This window comes from Paenibacillus sp. GL_099_B (assembly GCF_057835695.1).
This window is the reverse complement of record NZ_CM174430.1, coordinates 3,328,603-3,344,393: the sequence shown is the minus strand read 5'-3', so window position 1 is coordinate 3,344,393 and position 15,791 is coordinate 3,328,603. Positions and strand designations below refer to the sequence as shown.

Annotated in this window: 12 protein-coding genes and 1 pseudogene; 1 reads left to right on the top strand and 12 read right to left on the bottom strand. The window is 44.0% G+C overall.

The annotated features are described in order from the left end of the window. Positions 1-335 precede the first annotated feature (335 nt). From AC3ITG_RS15360 to AC3ITG_RS15320, 9 genes and pseudogenes are all read right to left on the bottom strand, one after another. Positions 336-1,367, bottom strand: coding sequence for a phosphotransferase enzyme family protein (locus AC3ITG_RS15360; RefSeq protein WP_489254264.1), 1,032 nt, complete (start codon positions 1,365-1,367; stop codon positions 336-338). 184 nt (positions 1,368-1,551) lie between these two features. Then, the gene (locus tag AC3ITG_RS15355; RefSeq protein ID WP_489254263.1) at positions 1,552-2,775 is read right to left on the bottom strand and encodes an RNA polymerase sigma factor; all 1,224 of its coding nucleotides are present in this window, start codon (positions 2,773-2,775) and stop codon (positions 1,552-1,554) included. 207 nt (positions 2,776-2,982) lie between these two features. Next, entirely contained in the window at positions 2,983-4,389 is a 1,407-nt protein-coding gene (locus tag AC3ITG_RS15350) for an outer membrane protein assembly factor BamB family protein (RefSeq protein WP_489254262.1), read from the bottom strand. A gap of 181 nt (positions 4,390-4,570) precedes the next feature. Next, positions 4,571-5,119, bottom strand: coding sequence for an NADPH-dependent FMN reductase (locus AC3ITG_RS15345; protein WP_489254261.1), 549 nt, complete (start codon positions 5,117-5,119; stop codon positions 4,571-4,573). Between the two features lie 204 nt (positions 5,120-5,323). Continuing rightward, positions 5,324-6,214: a UDP-N-acetylmuramate dehydrogenase gene (murB, locus tag AC3ITG_RS15340; protein WP_489254260.1), complete on the bottom strand. Its 891-nt coding sequence runs from the start codon at positions 6,212-6,214 to the stop codon at positions 5,324-5,326. Positions 6,215-6,327: 113 nt separating this feature from the next. Continuing rightward, the gene (locus AC3ITG_RS15335) at positions 6,328-6,684 is read right to left on the bottom strand and encodes a HesB/IscA family protein (protein ID WP_489254259.1); all 357 of its coding nucleotides are present in this window, start codon (positions 6,682-6,684) and stop codon (positions 6,328-6,330) included. A gap of 45 nt (positions 6,685-6,729) precedes the next feature. Further along, positions 6,730-7,068 (bottom strand): hypothetical protein, encoded by a 339-nt coding sequence (locus AC3ITG_RS15330; RefSeq protein ID WP_413378675.1) that lies wholly within the window; start codon positions 7,066-7,068, stop codon positions 6,730-6,732. Between the two features lie 50 nt (positions 7,069-7,118). Beyond that, positions 7,119-7,424, bottom strand: coding sequence for a winged helix-turn-helix transcriptional regulator (locus AC3ITG_RS15325; RefSeq protein WP_072732816.1), 306 nt, complete (start codon positions 7,422-7,424; stop codon positions 7,119-7,121). Between the two features lie 33 nt (positions 7,425-7,457). Then, positions 7,458-8,790, bottom strand: a pseudogene (locus AC3ITG_RS15320) (MFS transporter). Between the two features lie 238 nt (positions 8,791-9,028). Between AC3ITG_RS15320 and AC3ITG_RS15315 the strand changes: the two are divergent. Beyond that, positions 9,029-9,691 (top strand): helix-turn-helix transcriptional regulator, encoded by a 663-nt coding sequence (locus AC3ITG_RS15315; protein ID WP_489254258.1) that lies wholly within the window; start codon positions 9,029-9,031, stop codon positions 9,689-9,691. Between the two features lie 116 nt (positions 9,692-9,807). On the opposite strand, the gene AC3ITG_RS15310 is transcribed toward AC3ITG_RS15315, so the two are convergent. From AC3ITG_RS15310 to AC3ITG_RS15300, 3 genes are all read right to left on the bottom strand, one after another. Continuing rightward, positions 9,808-10,602: an SDR family NAD(P)-dependent oxidoreductase gene (locus AC3ITG_RS15310; RefSeq protein ID WP_489254257.1), complete on the bottom strand. Its 795-nt coding sequence runs from the start codon at positions 10,600-10,602 to the stop codon at positions 9,808-9,810. Between the two features lie 168 nt (positions 10,603-10,770). Continuing rightward, entirely contained in the window at positions 10,771-11,820 is a 1,050-nt protein-coding gene (locus tag AC3ITG_RS15305) for a helix-turn-helix transcriptional regulator (RefSeq protein ID WP_489254256.1), read from the bottom strand. Between the two features lie 161 nt (positions 11,821-11,981). Next, positions 11,982-15,617 carry an S-layer homology domain-containing protein gene (locus AC3ITG_RS15300; RefSeq protein WP_489254255.1) on the bottom strand — a complete coding sequence of 1,212 codons (3,636 nt, stop codon included), beginning with the start codon at positions 15,615-15,617 and terminating at the stop codon, positions 11,982-11,984. Positions 15,618-15,791: the final 174 nt, after the last annotated feature.

Genomic DNA, 15,791 nt, shown 5'->3' with positions numbered 1-15,791 from the left:
TTTTGTCTTCCCTCCCTCATTATCAAATAATCTTTATCCATCATCTACAGCAAAAACTCTACTTTTAAGTAGAAAAATTATACTACTTTGCAGTAGAGTGAACTTTAATGACGTGCCAAAATAAGGGAAGCCGTTAATTTTGAATTAAACATTCTATATAAATTGAACTAAACATTTACACGATAACGGAGAGGACAGAAATAACCTGAAGAAGCGGAGCGTTCGCCTTTATCCCCGGATTTTCCCCTTTAAATAAGGGAATCAAAAAATCTGGGGATAACAGCGATCGGAAGGTTGTTCTGTCATCGGAGTGGCAAGTGTAAATATTCTTTAGTTCAATTTATATAGGTGACTTCCTGTACTTCTATCCCATTGAAAAGAAATGGAGCATTCATTAAATATTCTCTGATACACGCTTGTGCGTACGGCTGCTCATCTATTAATCGTGATGTTTCTCTCGGGTCGGATGAGTGGTGGCTGTAATTCTCAATCATGCACATGATAAAGAAACTTTCCAGAACCTCAACATAATCTGTTGGCAGTGTCCTTACACTTTCATAACCTCTGATGAACTCCAAACGTTGTGCGGGGAAAAGCCCTAATATTGTGTTTGCTATATCGTAAAGATAATATCCGTAGCCACATCGGCCAAAATCAATTGGATTAGGTTGTTCATCGTTGAATACGATGTTGCCAATATGTAAATCTCCGTGGATGATTCCGTAATGCTGTGGATTCTGATCCAAGTCTGCAAGTTGGGACAATATTTTATGGGATGCTTTCAGATACGTCTTCCATGCCTGAACGGATAAAAACCTTGTGTAATAACGTCTCAGTTTGGTCATATCCACTTTAAAACTCTCTTCGCCCCATGTGGGCCGAGCAAAATCAAGAGATGGTACAAAACGGGCAGTTGCTTCATGGAGCTTTGCGGCCATAGAGCCCATACGGTATGCACAACGTTCATTAACCTCATTTCCATCCATATGCTCTCCGTCCACCCAATTCATCATCGTGACATCAAAGTACTGTCCCTCTTCTTCTGTGTCCATGGACAAAACATACGAGCCGCCGCGGCTCGCCACACCCTGAGGTACGTGGAGATCATCGGATGTGCCCAATGATTGAAGCAAAGTAAGTTCTGAACGGATAGCCTCTTTACTTAGCCGATTGGAATGAATGCGAAGCAAATAGCTTTTCGATGGAGCTGTATCGATTTTGTACGTGATGGTATCTGACAACTGAATAAAATGTATACAATCCCATGCTAATTCATACTGATCTAATGCCCTTAGACAAACACTTCTTGCCTGAACGAGCAAACATTGAAGTTCTTCATGTGTCCCATTTTGAAAAAAAGTCATCATTGTCCTCCTCGTTCATCATCCGCAAGTGAATCCAGATGTACAACGAATTATACAGAACAGACCATTGGAGGCGTATATAACAAACGATTATAAAACATCTTTTACATACGAGGTTGTTCACGAAGGGCATTTCCAACACAAAAAAGCCCGGTTCATCACCGGGCCTACAATCAACAGTATAAGGTTATATTTTTATATACTTCACCCATTGCTCATGCAGTTCAGTCTCACTACATTGAAAGATCCCTTCAAAATCTTGAGGACTGCGGATTAGTTTGTTCAATGCATCTACTCCGTATCGCTCAACCACAAATTCCACCATCATATAAGAGAACTGAAAACCTTTCATCGTTTCAAAATCCCACGTATCGTTATTTAATTCATCAAAAGATGGAATCGAATGATTGCGTATGCTATCTTCCGTTGATCCTTTAATGAAATCTTGGGACATCTGTTTCGCCTCATATCCACCAATGCCCTGTCTGATCCATTTGGGAGCTGCAGGATTAATATCGCTGATTAGCCACATGGCGAACAAGTGGACTGTGCCTTTCAGAATGGATTGATACGTATGCTCCGGTCCCGGCTCCAATGGAGAGACAATTTTCAGAGTACGCCCTTCATATGTGCCCATAAACCAATTCGGGGCATCTGTTTCGCCGACAGCTTGATGGAACGTTGGCAGATCAGGATAAATTTCAATAACCACCTTTTGTGATGGATGATGTTTATATTTGGTCGACACTCGTTCAACACTATTGTTGAGCTCATCGAACAAATCTTGATGCACTTTCTTCGTACGATCATTCATATCTTGGTTTTCACCTTTATTTACAATGAAAATCAGGTCTTGAATAGACATGATGGCAATATCCCCCCACTCTTTCAGTTCTTTTCTTAATTTCTCCAAAGCCCGGTACAGTCTGTTCTTTACTGCGCTTTCCCGTCGTCCAACAATCTTGGATATTTCGGGCAAGGTGCAGTCAACGAAAAAGCGTAATGCAATAATTTCCTGATCAATCTCATCCAGCTTTTGTAACGCAGAGCCAATATCAATTCGAATATCAACATGTTTCGTAAATTCAAGAGAGATCGATTGCGATTCATAAGCTGTAAAATCATAAGGAGATTCTTTTTGTCGCGATAACCTGCGATATTCGTTCTTCACCGTGTTCTGAGCAATCTTAAAGATCCAGGTGAATAAATTAGAGCTTCCTTTAAAGTTGTGAATATTTTCGACTGCTTTCAAAAATACCTGTTGGGTCAAATCATCTGCAACCAACGGGTTCAATTTCAGTGAGAAGTATTTGCTGATTCGTTGACGATATTGCTCATACGTGTTCTCAAAGATAGCGATGCTTTCCTGTTCATCCGGATAAACAGGTTTCTTGTCATGAGCTCCTGACATGGTGGGGAACCTCCTCTTGATTTACATTTAATTAGACACCGGAGGAAGCAAAAAAGCCACGCATGAGGAAAAATAATTTTTGGCTACTTCACCTCTTTAATACGAATTCTGCTAACTTTTGAAGATGAAAAATAAACAAAGGTAGCCGATCGCACTGACCAGCTACCTCTGTTCTTTTCTTTTATGGAAACACAACTTAGTCTTTGCTTATCTCAGCGATGCGGGCAGCTTTACACCGAGGAGTTTACCCTCCGCCTGTATTATGATCATACCGTCTGTCTTCAGCGTCGCTTCGTGTAAATCGGCCCCGGTGGTTACCCGAAAGACGGGTGTAGCAGTCAACATATTAATCCCGAACATTGTTCCGTTACGCTGCGTCCGGTACATTCCTTTGCCGTACACGCTAATCTGAGCAACAGGTGCATTGCCATACCACTTGATTTCCTGTCCATTCACCAGCTTGATGCCCGCTAGTTCTCCAGTTGTTTCATTTTTGTATATCAGCCTTTCTTGCACGATACCAAGCGACTGCCCATTTTCTTTATAAAAAGGGCGCTGATAAGTCCGAAGCGGATCCGCATTAGCTGTATATTTGTCAAAGTTGTATTCCGCTACCCGATCTCTTTGTTCAATGTATAACTTTCCATTGCTTGCAAATACACCCCCATACCCATAGTCATACGGTGGATCACCATTCATTTTCCAGTTGTATTCAAGGCTCCCCTTTTGTACGCCAGTCTTGAGGTTATAGGCATTCACACTCACTTTACGTTCCGGTTTTGATTGATATTCTGTCAGTTTGGAAGAATGATAATCAACCGAATACACGAGACCGTCTTTAATTTGAAGTGCTTCTCCTTGACCGAAATCGTCCCACAACTTTTTGCCTGTCTTCTTGTCATATGCATTTAGTTGGATGGACGTAAGTGCCCCCTGTACATAAAAGGTTCGAAGCACGACGCCATTAGATTCCTCCAGGTAGTCGGTACCGTTTCCTTCACCAAGCGGCTCGTCAGCCCTCAACTTCAGCTTGCCCGTCTTCATATCAAATGCAAATGTTGTACTTCCTTGGATAATATAAAGGGTATCACCCGTTGGAACTAACATTTCTGTACGATACCGTGTATCGATCCATGTGGATGAGCCTGATTGCCATATCGCTTTTCCTGTCTTCGCGTTCAAAGCATAAGGCTTATGATCCCCAGTGAGACCGTAAATGACGTTATTATGATAAACAACATAAGGTGTTAATCCTTTTCCGTAAGACCATAGCCGTTTGCCTGTCTTTGCATCCAATGAGATCAGTTTGCTATCAGCGAAAGTGAATACCTTCCCCTCTTCTGCTACTGCCTGATGACCAATATAAGGTTCGTTCATATTCAAATAATTGTCCACTTGTGCAGTCCAGGAAGGCTTAAGTTCGGGTACCGATATCCCCATATAGGAATACCAGTTGCGTACCGAAACATCAGGTGCGTCTGCATGTGCCTGAGACAGAATTACGGCGTTCCCCCCCAGAGTAAGAAGCCCGACAGCTGTAAAGCTTGCGACGATACATCGGAATAGTTGACCTTTCAAATTCGTAAACTGCTGATTCTTTTTCGTTTTGAGCATAATACCCTCCATTGTAATGGTTTCTACATTAGTTACCTTAATAGATGTGTATTTCTAGAGAGCTGTCGTACCTATAATCTTTATGAATATAACGCATTGAATTGCTTAATAGTTACACTCTTGTTAAACGATTCAAATTGATTTCAAAACAAAAAAGCCGCCAAATTGGCGACTCCTAATTTCAGTGGGATGAAGCTTTTAATTGAGTCTGCATGAAGACCAGCTCCTCAGCCAACTTCTCCAGACGACTTAGTGCTTCAGTATCCTTAATGTTATTCTCAGCATCAAAATGATCACTATTCAGATATACATAGCTTGGGGCGACATAAGAGCGGAAAAAGCCGGCAATCGGTTTTAATTGATTTTCCACTACCAAATAATGCTGATAGGTGCCACCGGTTGCTATAAAACCCATCACTTTATTGTAAATGCTCTGCACAGGCAGAAGGTCGAATACATTTTTCAGTACACCTGTCAGAGAGGATTGATATATTGGTGTGCCGATCACGTAAAAGTCAGCATCAATCAATTTTTGGACCACCAACTGGGTGTCTTCATTGTAATCCTCCAATTTGCGACCATCGCAAAATTCGATCCTTTTATAATCTCTTAAATCTATGAGTTCAACTTCAATTTCTGGATGATTATTTTTTACGAATTGGAGTACAGCATCCACACCCACTGGTGTCTTTGATCCAATCAGTGACCCGGATAATCCGATTAATTTCACAACATTAACCTCCTATGATTTCTTCTTCATCATCAAACTATTCCATGGTTTCCAACGCACATTCCTTCATCACATGAAGCATACTGCCTAGGGTGATTTTTTCTAACTGCTGCATTAACTGTTGTTCACTTTCTATGAAAATGCTTGCGAGCTGAATATCTACCTCTGCTGGACGACAACACTTAGCTCACTGTTCATAGCAGCCTACTCTCCCAAAATAATGACTTCCGTCTCCAATTCAATATTAAATTGATCACGTACTGTTTTTTTAATTAATTTGATTAATTCTAAGTAATCCTCGGCAGTGGCGTCATCTGCATTAATGATAAAACCAGCATGCTTCTTGGAAATTTCCGCTCCCCCAATGCGAGTGCCTTGTAAGTTGCATTCTTGAATGAGCTTTCCAACATAATGTCCCTCTGGACGTTTGAATACACTTCCGCAAGAGGGAAATTCAAGTGGTTGTTTGGATTCACGTTTAAACGTTAAATCCTGCATGGTACTGGAGATGACATCCTTGTTCCCTGGTTTAAGCTTAAATTCGACTTCAAGTATGATGTATTGATCCGTTCGGAAGATACTGTTTCGATAACCAAGCTGCATGTCATCTCGGACCATGTTAAGCAATTCTCCATTTTTAGTAACTACTAGCGCTCGCTCAACGACCTCATCCATCTGACCACCATAAGCTCCCGCATTCATATATAAAGCGCCACCTGTACTTCCGGGTATTCCACATGCAAACTCCAGACCTGTTAAGCTGTTATGCAAAGCAGTATGTGACACATCAATAATGTTGGAACCGCTCTGCGCGACAATCTTGTCACCATAGACGTTAATCTGATCGAATTGGCTTAAAGAGAGCGTTATTCCGCGTACACCTTGATCTTTGATAATGACATTTGATCCTTTTCCAATGACCGTCAGAGGTATTTGATATGTTTTTGCAATGTTAACCGCGTTAACAATTTCTTCTTTCGTTGTAGGATGGATAAGTATGTCTGCTTTACCACCCAGTTTTATATACGTGTGGTCTTTTAATGGCTCATTCCATTTCAATTTTTCCAAAGGTATGTGATTTTCAAAAATATTCATGACATTCTCTCCCTGAGTTGAAAAGACATGATTGCACGATCGGCGAATAGAAAGCTCCTTCATTGTATGTTTAATATGAGATATTGGTTGAAAATATTCCGTCATCCTGACAATTAATCACATTTTTTGACCTCACCACGGTAATTCGCCATTCGGAAGCTGGCCCCGCATCCACATGAAACTTTTGCATTAGGGTTATTCATGGTAAATCCCCCTAACATTCCACTTTCTTCGTAATCAATCTCAATTCCTTCAATATATGGAACCGTATTGGTGTGAACCAATATACGAAATACACCTTTATCTAATAAGATATCCCCTTCTGACTGCTGTTCATCTACGATAAGGGTATAGGATAGACCACTGCATCCCCCCTCATCCACCCCGACCCGAAGGAAAGAACTCTGGGTATCCGCACTTACCAGGATTTCAACGATTTTTTCTGCTGCTGCTTCACTGACCTGAATCATTGTTATACCTCCTTGGAACGTATTTTTTGGCTAACCTGTTGTTTTTCAAACACAGCCCATTAAAATCTTAATGATTTCTTCAGGACTCGTATATGCATTAAAATAACGGCAACCTGTTGATTGCAGATGGATAGGAATATCCATAAGTTCCAGCGACCCGCTATACAATATCACTCGATATTTCTCGGGAAATTGTTCTATAAGCAGCTCGATATTGTCCACATTCATATCTACGATGATCACAGAATTATCCGGAAGTTGATCCATGTTACCGATCACATCACGAGTAGCGTCCAGTACATGTAACGACGGCTCGGTTTGAATCAACAAACTCAAACTTTTAACAATGTGATGCGTATCTGATAGGATTAACACATGGTTCATTCAGAAAACCTCCGGATAAAATGATGGCAATCGCAGGATATTCCTTTGCGCTAATTCATGTTTGTAGTAAACCATTCCATCAAACAGGGTATGAAAGCAGCTAGAGCGGCCCCTTTGGGTGTAAGTTCATACATGATCTGTATGGGATGTGTTAGGGCTTTTCTCTTCACCAACTGATCATTCTGAAGATCTTTTAATCGTTTGGAGAGGATCGCTTCTGAGATGGAAGGCACATTTTCGTAAATTTCGCTGAATTTCTTAGGACCTTGCGAAAGAGTACATAGGATATGGATCGTCCATTTCGTTCCGATAATACGATAGGCTGTGAAAAGTTTCTCGGTATCCGAAGTCAACATCGCATGAACACACCTTCCTTTGCTTACCCCCGTTTATTTGTTTTTCAAGCCTAACGATTGCAGTCCCGTTCTTATTTGGTCTGTTACTGGTGCAATTCGAGTACTGGCAATCAAGCTCAAGACAATCAACAACAGATGAAAGCCCATCGTTACGATTAATCCTGATTGCAATGACATCCCGCCAGCTTGACACACCACCAGGATGGAACCACCGATCCCGATGACTACGCCCGGTGTAAATGAATCTGCAAATTGCAGATTTGCCGAGGTTTTGCCAACGGCGCCCTCTCCTGTTTGGGAAAACGCCACAACACCGCTAATCGGATGCGCTAATCCAATGCCTATTCCAGCTATGATCTGGCCAATAACCGCTACGGTAACGGTCACAACAGGAACCCAAAATACGATGGTAATTCCGATGGCAAGCAGGAGAACACCCACAATAATTCGTGTATGACGTCCACGACCCTGATCTGCTGAGTCCCAACGCCCTTGCAAGTAAGCAATGACACACCAGCTCAGTGCAGCACTTGCTACAATTAAACCGGCCTGAGAAGGTGTAATGCCTTTCACCTCGATTAAAGCCAATACCAAGAAATTTTGTGTACTGGTATAAGCAGCGAAGAACAGTCCACGCGTAGCGAGTATAGCGGGCATACCTCTTCGCAAAGCAAGGGTTCCCTCCGGCAGCAGTTTGCGCAGTGGGTATACCATCAGTACTCCCCCGATAAGGACGATAACAAATCCAATAATTGACGGAAGCTTGCCAAGTCCCACTAATAAAGTTCCCGTACCTATCGTTAATAGCAGTGCCATCCAAGTAGCGGCAGATCCATTCTCCCCTTGTGCAGGCTGTGATTTTAATTTCGTAAAGGCAGGTAAGCTAAGGAGCGCTGAAACCAACAGGATCGGTAGAATCCCCCAGAACACAAAGCGCCATGACCACTGATCTGCAATAAGGCCTGCAACGTATGGACCAAGCATGGACGGAAGAACGTAGGCTGTACCGAATGCTCCCAGTATTTTGGCGCGTAATTCGTCAGGATAACTTAAGGAAATGGCCGTGTACACGCAAGTCATCATAGCTCCGGCACCCAAACCCTGCATGGCCCGTGACGCGATCATGGTATACATATTCTCCTGCAGTTGCGGCTGCGACCAGCCCGACAATAAACAATAGAAGTGCGAGAGTAAATGGTACTGCTGGTCCCCTTCTATCAATAATCCGACCAACAACCAAGGTTCCGATAATCTGTGCAAGCAGATATGTACTGAATATCCAGCCAAACAGGTTAAGACCCTTCAGGTCTCCAGCAATGGAAGGAGCAATTGTCGTTACCGACAAACCTTCAAATCCAACAGCCATCACTGACAATATAATTCCTATAGATAATGCAAAATAACGCGGACTGAAAATACTTTTGAGAATGGGACGACATGATATGTGACCTCCAAGAGAATTTTATGTATACACCGTATCCGGATACTTAGTAAACATTTTACTTTACAAAGTTTAAACTACAGTTCGCCTTTGACTTTGTCAATGTTTTTGTTTAAAATGTATGAAATAATGAAGATTCAGTTGCTTAAAAAGGAGGTTCACCATGAGCCGGGATCAAACGAAAAAGGATGCCTCAACCAGTACCCGAAAAGCAATCATTAACCTGCTTAAGCAGCAAGGTGGAATGGATGTTGTGGCACTCTCCTCCCAATTTGCGTTATCTGGAATGGCTATCAGGCAGCACTTAAATGCGCTTAAAGAAGAAGGATTGGTTACTTTCGAAGAAGAGGCTCGTCCCATGGGTCGACCAACCAAGCTATGGAGATTAACCCCCGCTGCTGATCGTTTTTTTCCTAGTGGATATTCGGAGTTATCCGTCAGTCTGATCAATTCCATGAAAGAAGCTTTCGGGAATGAAGGGCTGGACAAGCTACTGAATGTGCGGAATAAGAACATGCAAGAGCAATATCTACAGTACATTGGTGATGCATCCGGCGTGAAGGAAAGGCTGGAGAAACTGGCTGAAATTCGAACAAATGAAGGATATATGGCCGAGGTTAAGGATCAAGGCGATGGTAGCCTGTTGTTTATAGAGAAGCATTGTCCAATCTGTGAAGCTGCAGCAGTATGTACCGGGTTATGTAAGAATGAATTGCATTTATTCAAAACGGTTCTGGGGGATCAAGTTCATATTGAACGTGGAGAGTATATTATGGCAGGAGGAAGAAACTGCATATATACGGTTAGAGAACATCATTCATTGTAAGTCATTCCGAACAGTTTGAGCCCATTTACTCACAGATGCTGCTTATGGATATATAAAAACGAAAAATGAACCTTGGGCTTAGCTCAAGGTTCTTTACGTTCAGTTGTATAGTAAGTTTAGAAGATGGTTGGCACCATTCCCCCATCCATACGGATTGGAGAACCTTTGAATGCCGATGCATACGGACTGCATACAAATGTGGCCAATCTGCCTATCTCAACAGGCTTGATAAATCGTTGGATTTCGGATTGAGGCAGGTTTTTCTGCATAAAATCCTTCTCTTTTTCTAAAAAAGTCATTGATTCATCAGGGTAGATGCTCTCAATGATTTGTTGCACATTTTCAGAAAGGGTTGGTCCTGGCATGATTGTATTGACGGTTACTTCTGTTCCTATCGTTAATTTCGATAAACTTTTGGACAACGATAATAACATGGATTTGGTCATGCAATACTGAGGCATTTGTCCTGAAGGCATGATGGCTTCTTCACTCGCAATAAAGATAATGCGGCCATACTCATTTTTCAACATTTTAGGCATGTAAAATTTGGACAATGCATTTGCAGCGAGCACATTCGTACGGAAGTATTTCTCCCAAACCTCATCGCTGATATCCTCATATTGCATCATTTCATAAATCCCCATATTGTTCACTAGGATATCAATTTGGGGGTATTTTTCAAATAAGGCTTCTCTTTGACCTATATCCACCAGATCACCTGTAGCTTTTTGAGGCGAGGTAGCAGGGAAATCGGACTTCATTTCATGAACCGTGTGCTCAACCTCTGCATCATTCCTTCCATTGATGAGCACATTAACCCCTTCTTTGGCAAGTTCAATGGCAATGGCTTTCCCTATCCCCTTCGTCGATCCTGTAACCAAAGCTGTTTTACCGTATAAACCCATATCCATATCACATTACTCCTTTTATTGTCTTGTAGCGGCAAGCTGATTCGTTATCATGTTATAAACAGTCTTGTGCTCCGGATAGGATTTATATTACCTTGTCTACCTCGCCCAGTAACTAGCGTGTTGCGCCAAAGTTCTTGCATAACACGCCAAATTATACAAAGCATTCAATTAATGAAGAGTTGTTGATTCTGACGGTCCTTCGGATAGCGAATTCGCGCCTAAATATTCCGTACGCCAATTCGTTGGCGTTTCTCCTTCCCATGAACGAAAGGCTCGGTAGAACGAGTTCTGGTCTTCATATCCAATCAAGAAAGCTACTTCTTTAATGTCCAGTGTAGGGTCGGCCAAGTAGGCTCGTGCCTGCTCATGTCTGGCTTGCCTCAATAGATGCTTGAAGCTTGTATTCTCGTCTGTAAGCCGGCGCTGCAAGGTCCGATCGCTCATACCCAATTCCTTGGCAACGACCTCAATGTCGGGGCGACCTCCTGTGAGACTGCGTTTCATAATCCATTTGACCATCTCTGTAATAGAACGACTGCCCTGTTGTTCATCCAGCGATCGGTCCAGGGCGGGAGTAAGGATCTCCAGTAACTCTTCGTTGTATGAAAGAAACGGACGGTCCACATCTTTACGATGTAAGGTGAGCCGGTTACATGTTGCACCAATCCGAATTGGGCAGCCGAAATAAGTCTCAAGGGTGCGGACATCGCCCATGGTATGCGAAAATTCGACAAGCCGCGCAGTCAAAGGTTGACCTGTTCCCCGGCGCCCAAGTTCGAGGAGAAATGCCAGAGTGACTCCAACCAGCAATGGCGGACCTGGTTGTTCGTTAGTCAACCATTCCAGTTCGATTGAACATTCATCGCCCTCCTCAGTAATACGCAAGCTTTCAGGGGGACAAAGTTGTTTGTAGCGAGCCATTCGATGTAGTGCATCACGGTAGTCACGTGCGTGGTAAGTCGCTAAGACACTTGGCGGGTATTTCCCTGTTTCAAAGACGGTTGCAAGCTTGATGATTCCTTCGGCAGTGTCACCGACGAGATCGGAATATGCCTGCCAGATCGCAAAATATTGAGCGGTCGTAACAGCTGGTTCAGTTATAATCGTGAGCGGCAGTTGTGCTTTGCGAGTTACATCGTGGGCGGCAATCCCTAATTGATGCAAGCCTGTCCAAAACCCTGCCGGGAATTTAATACGCTCAGAGGTGTGGGACTTCATAGATACCCTCCTTCTTGGAGTCTTTGTTGCTTAATGATTCATCCACTGTACAGGGACTCTGATTCTTTTGCAATGTCTCTAATATTTCCCGGTCTCCAGAATAAAACAAGAAACCAATGCGGGAACGTTCCGCATTGGTTTCTTGGAAATTAGGTCTAGCGTTATTTCGATTGTTCAAGAAGCCCAACAATAAGTGTAACTGCTTCAGCACGGGTAGCTGTCTGCATCGGAGCAAATCGATTGCCACCTACACCGCCCACCAGACCTGCTTCCACGGCAGAAGCTACATAGGATACTGCCCATGTAGGGACATCCTTTGCATCTTTGAAATCCAGTTTCGCATTGGCATTCGTTTGAATTCCGCCAGCGCGTGCAATCATAGTTACCATCTCCGCACGGCTCAGCGTCTTGCTAGGGCCGAACGAGCCATTTTCGTAACCATTGACAATGCCAGCGGATGCAGCTGCTGTACTATAAGGCTTCGCCCATGAAGGAATCTTGTTATCATCCGTATAGCGAATACTCTCGCTTACGGTATTCAGATTCAAGGCACGGCCCAGCATCGTAATGAACTCGGCACGTGTGACTTTCTGATTCGGACGGAAGGTCTGATCGCCATAGCCATTCACGAATCCAGCCGCCAGGGCTTTGTCAATTGCAGATTTTGCCCAGTGTCCGGCTGTATCTTTCAACGCTGGCGCAGCGCCTCCGCTTCCGTTATTGCCTGATCCAGTACCCGGCTCGTTGCCGGAATCAGTTCCGCTGCCAGTACCGCTGTTCGAACCGTTACCGGTTGTTGTATCGCCACCGGTTCCTGAGGAGCCATTACTGCTGCCGGACCCATTACCTGAGCCTGAACCCGAGCCGGGATTCGATGTTCCCGGATTGGACGTTCCTGGTCCCGGATTCGATGGTTCTGTCTTCTTCACGATACCGAACTGATCAACAATGAACGGGGCTGCTCCATTTTGATTTTGGTCAATTTCATACGTTACAGCTGTCAGTTTGCTGCCGTCAATCGTAATGCCCACAAAATTCTGTACCTGACTGCGCATTGGACGACGGTTGTCATTCGGATCAGGGCCATATTTGGCTGCATGATTCTCCTCTGCCAGTTCAAAAAGATTGTAATAAGCATCACCGAGACTTGTGCTCGGATTTTTGTAATACACTTTTGGACCAGCTGTTGCCGGAATAAGATAGATCGTGCCATCCGGATTCACAGAGTACTCGATTTTCTGTCCATTTTGCATCTCCGTGATCCTTTCTGGCTGACGCGCTTTCCCCTTCTGATCGATCGGTTTTGTGCGGGCATAGATGTGGTCATGTCCCTGGAGCACAAAATCAATGCCAAGCTCCGCCATGATCGGTGCAATTTTGGTACGTACACCGTTTGCTCCCATGATGTCGGAATCCGTTGCGTGATTTGACGTCGTGTACGGTCCCTTGTGAATGTTGACGATTATCCACTGAGATCCATTCTTCTTGGCAGCCTGAACATCTTTCTTCAACCACTCGACTTGCTCTAATGAGAAGTTGTCATACTCGTCCGAATCCTCATTGGAGTTCAACACAACAAAATGCGCATTGCTGTAATCATAAGAATAGTAAGCTCCCGTCTCCGTAGCGGAATTCACCGGTGACTGGATGTTGAAATGATCGATAAACGCATAATTTTCGTCCTCGTGGTTCCCTGCGGATGGAACGATGGTTGTATTTAAGAGGCTTTCCTGCGAATGCCCAAGCAGCCAGTTCCACTGTTCCTCTTTCACACCATTATCGACGATATCCCCGTTATGAACGACAAATTGTGCATCCGGTACTGTAGCCAATGCTTTGGCCAATGTCTCAGAGGACAGAATTGCCTCATCCTCTTCCTTCGCTTGTGTATCCGCCAGATCAATAAAAGTGAATTTGCCTTTTTCCGGTGCTGTACGGAAGGTACCTGTCTCGCTCCATACTTGCTGGGAAGCATCCCCTACACGGAAATAATAGGTCGTATTGGCTTTCAGATCTGTCACTTCTGCTTTGTGCATCAGTTCTGTAGGAGCATTCGAAGGCTGTGCAGAGCGCCCTTGAACCGATTTGGCTTGCGTGAAATCAGGTGCTGCAGATGTTTTCTCCACAACCTGAAGGTCGCTATTCGTTACTTGATCGGAAGTGTACCACGTGAACCCCTTGCTCTTGGTAGGATCTCCATGGAACGTTACCGTTACCTTGTTTACCTGTTCTGGAACAGGAACTGTATCCGATTCCTTGATGATTCCGAAAGTATCCACGATAAATGGCTCTGCATTATTATTTTGGTCAATCTCATACGTTACGGCGGACAGCTTGTCTCCGTCAATAGTCAATGAAACGAAGTTTTGGACCTGACCTCTGGCTGCGCTCGTGGTGTCGCCATATTGCCGTGCGTGGTTTTCTTCCGCACGCTCGAACAAGCTGAAGTACGCTTCACCAAGTTCTGGTTTTACGTTTTTGAAGTATACTTTGGCCCCGGCGGTAGCGGGAATCATATAAATGGTTCCATCCGGTTTGACCGAGTACTCGATACTCTGTCCATTGAAGGTCTCCGTTATTTTGGACACATCTTCAGCGGTACCATCGCTCTTGATCGGCTTCGTCCGTGCATAGATATGGTCATGTCCCTGAAGGACCAGATCAATCCCCAGTTCGTTCATGAGCGGGGCGATTTTTTTTCGTTCACCGTTTGTACCAATAATGTCGCTATCGGTGGCGTGATTGGATGTCGTGTATGGACCTTTATGGATATTAACGATAATCCACTTGGCTCCTGCGGCTTTTGCTTCCGCTACATCCTGCTTCATCCATGCGACTTGCTCATTCGAGAAGTTGGCGTACTCCGTTGAATTCTCGTTGGAGTTCAATACGATAAAATGGGCTTTACTGTAATTATAAGAATAATATGCGCCTGTTTCCGTTGCAGCGCCGTCTGGCTGCTTCACATTAAAATGATCGTAGAATGCATAATTTTTATTCTCATGATTGCCAGCAGATGGTGCAATGGTCGTGTTCATGAGACTGGCTTGCGAATGACCAAGCAGCCAATTCCATTCTTGTTCTGAAGTGCCATTCTCTACAACGTCACCGTTATGGACGACAAATTCAGCATTTGGAACAGTTGCGAGTGCTTTGGACAGAGTTGATCCAGACAGGATCGCCTCATCCTCTTCCTTCGCTTGTGTATCCGTCAAGTCAATAAAGGTAAATGCTCCGTCAACCGGAGCCGTTTTGAACGTTCCAACCTCACTCCATATGCCCAGATCCTGATCACCAACACGGAAAGAATAAGAAGTGTCAGGGGAAAGGCCTGTCGCTTCCGCCTTATGCACCATTTCTCCTGGGGAGTTGGAAGCTACGGTTGCACGCCCATTGAAACTTTGGGCCTGACTGAAGTCGGCAACTCCTTCTTGGTTCGGCACCACTTGAACAGTGCTCTGTGCAGATGCAAGAGGAGTATACCAAGTGAAGCCTTTGCTACTTGTTGCATCTCCATAGAAGGTAACCGTTACTTTGCTGATATCCAGCGATGGCGCATTAGCCAAGGCTTTAAGCTCCATGTCAAAATACAGGTCAGAGCTGCTGTCGCTCTGTTGATGTACTTCAACCGCAATTTCGTTTGAGCCTTCATGCAAATTGGCTTTCATTGGCTCAGTCAGGTCGATATTCTCATACATTACCGGCAAGTCCTTATTTGAGGTTGCTTGGGTGGAGTACCCAATCTCTCCATCCGGCATGCCAAAGCGAATGACTTCCACACCATTCACATAGATCACTGCACCGTCATCAATACCGAATGTGCCGAGAATTTGCCCGTAATCGTCAATTTGATCTTTGTTAACGGTTAGGTTTGTCCGGAAATAGGTTGTGCGAGGTTTATTTTTTTTGTCCTGACCGTAGTTGACTTCCGTTTTGAGTGATCCAAAATAGGAAGTGCTTACGCCATTACC

Excerpts from the sequence above, each read along its gene's own strand:
- AC3ITG_RS15355 (WP_489254263.1), bottom strand. The coding sequence starts at position 2,775 with ATGTCAGGAGCTCATGACAAGAAACCTGTTTATCCGGATGAACAGGAA.
- AC3ITG_RS15305 (WP_489254256.1), bottom strand. The coding sequence starts at position 11,820 with ATGAAGTCCCACACCTCTGAGCGTATTAAATTCCCGGCAGGGTTTTGG.
- AC3ITG_RS15335 (WP_489254259.1), bottom strand. The coding sequence starts at position 6,684 with ATGATTCAGGTCAGTGAAGCAGCAGCAGAAAAAATCGTTGAAATCCTG.
- AC3ITG_RS15350 (WP_489254262.1), bottom strand. The coding sequence starts at position 4,389 with ATGCTCAAAACGAAAAAGAATCAGCAGTTTACGAATTTGAAAGGTCAA.
- AC3ITG_RS15325 (WP_072732816.1), bottom strand. The coding sequence starts at position 7,424 with ATGTTGACTTCGGATACCGAGAAACTTTTCACAGCCTATCGTATTATC.
- AC3ITG_RS15310 (WP_489254257.1), bottom strand. The coding sequence starts at position 10,602 with ATGGATATGGGTTTATACGGTAAAACAGCTTTGGTTACAGGATCGACG.
- AC3ITG_RS15315 (WP_489254258.1), top strand. The coding sequence starts at position 9,029 with ATGAGCCGGGATCAAACGAAAAAGGATGCCTCAACCAGTACCCGAAAA.
- AC3ITG_RS15330 (WP_413378675.1), bottom strand. The coding sequence starts at position 7,068 with ATGAACCATGTGTTAATCCTATCAGATACGCATCACATTGTTAAAAGT.
- murB (WP_489254260.1), bottom strand. The coding sequence starts at position 6,214 with ATGAATATTTTTGAAAATCACATACCTTTGGAAAAATTGAAATGGAAT.
- AC3ITG_RS15360 (WP_489254264.1), bottom strand. The coding sequence starts at position 1,367 with ATGATGACTTTTTTTCAAAATGGGACACATGAAGAACTTCAATGTTTG.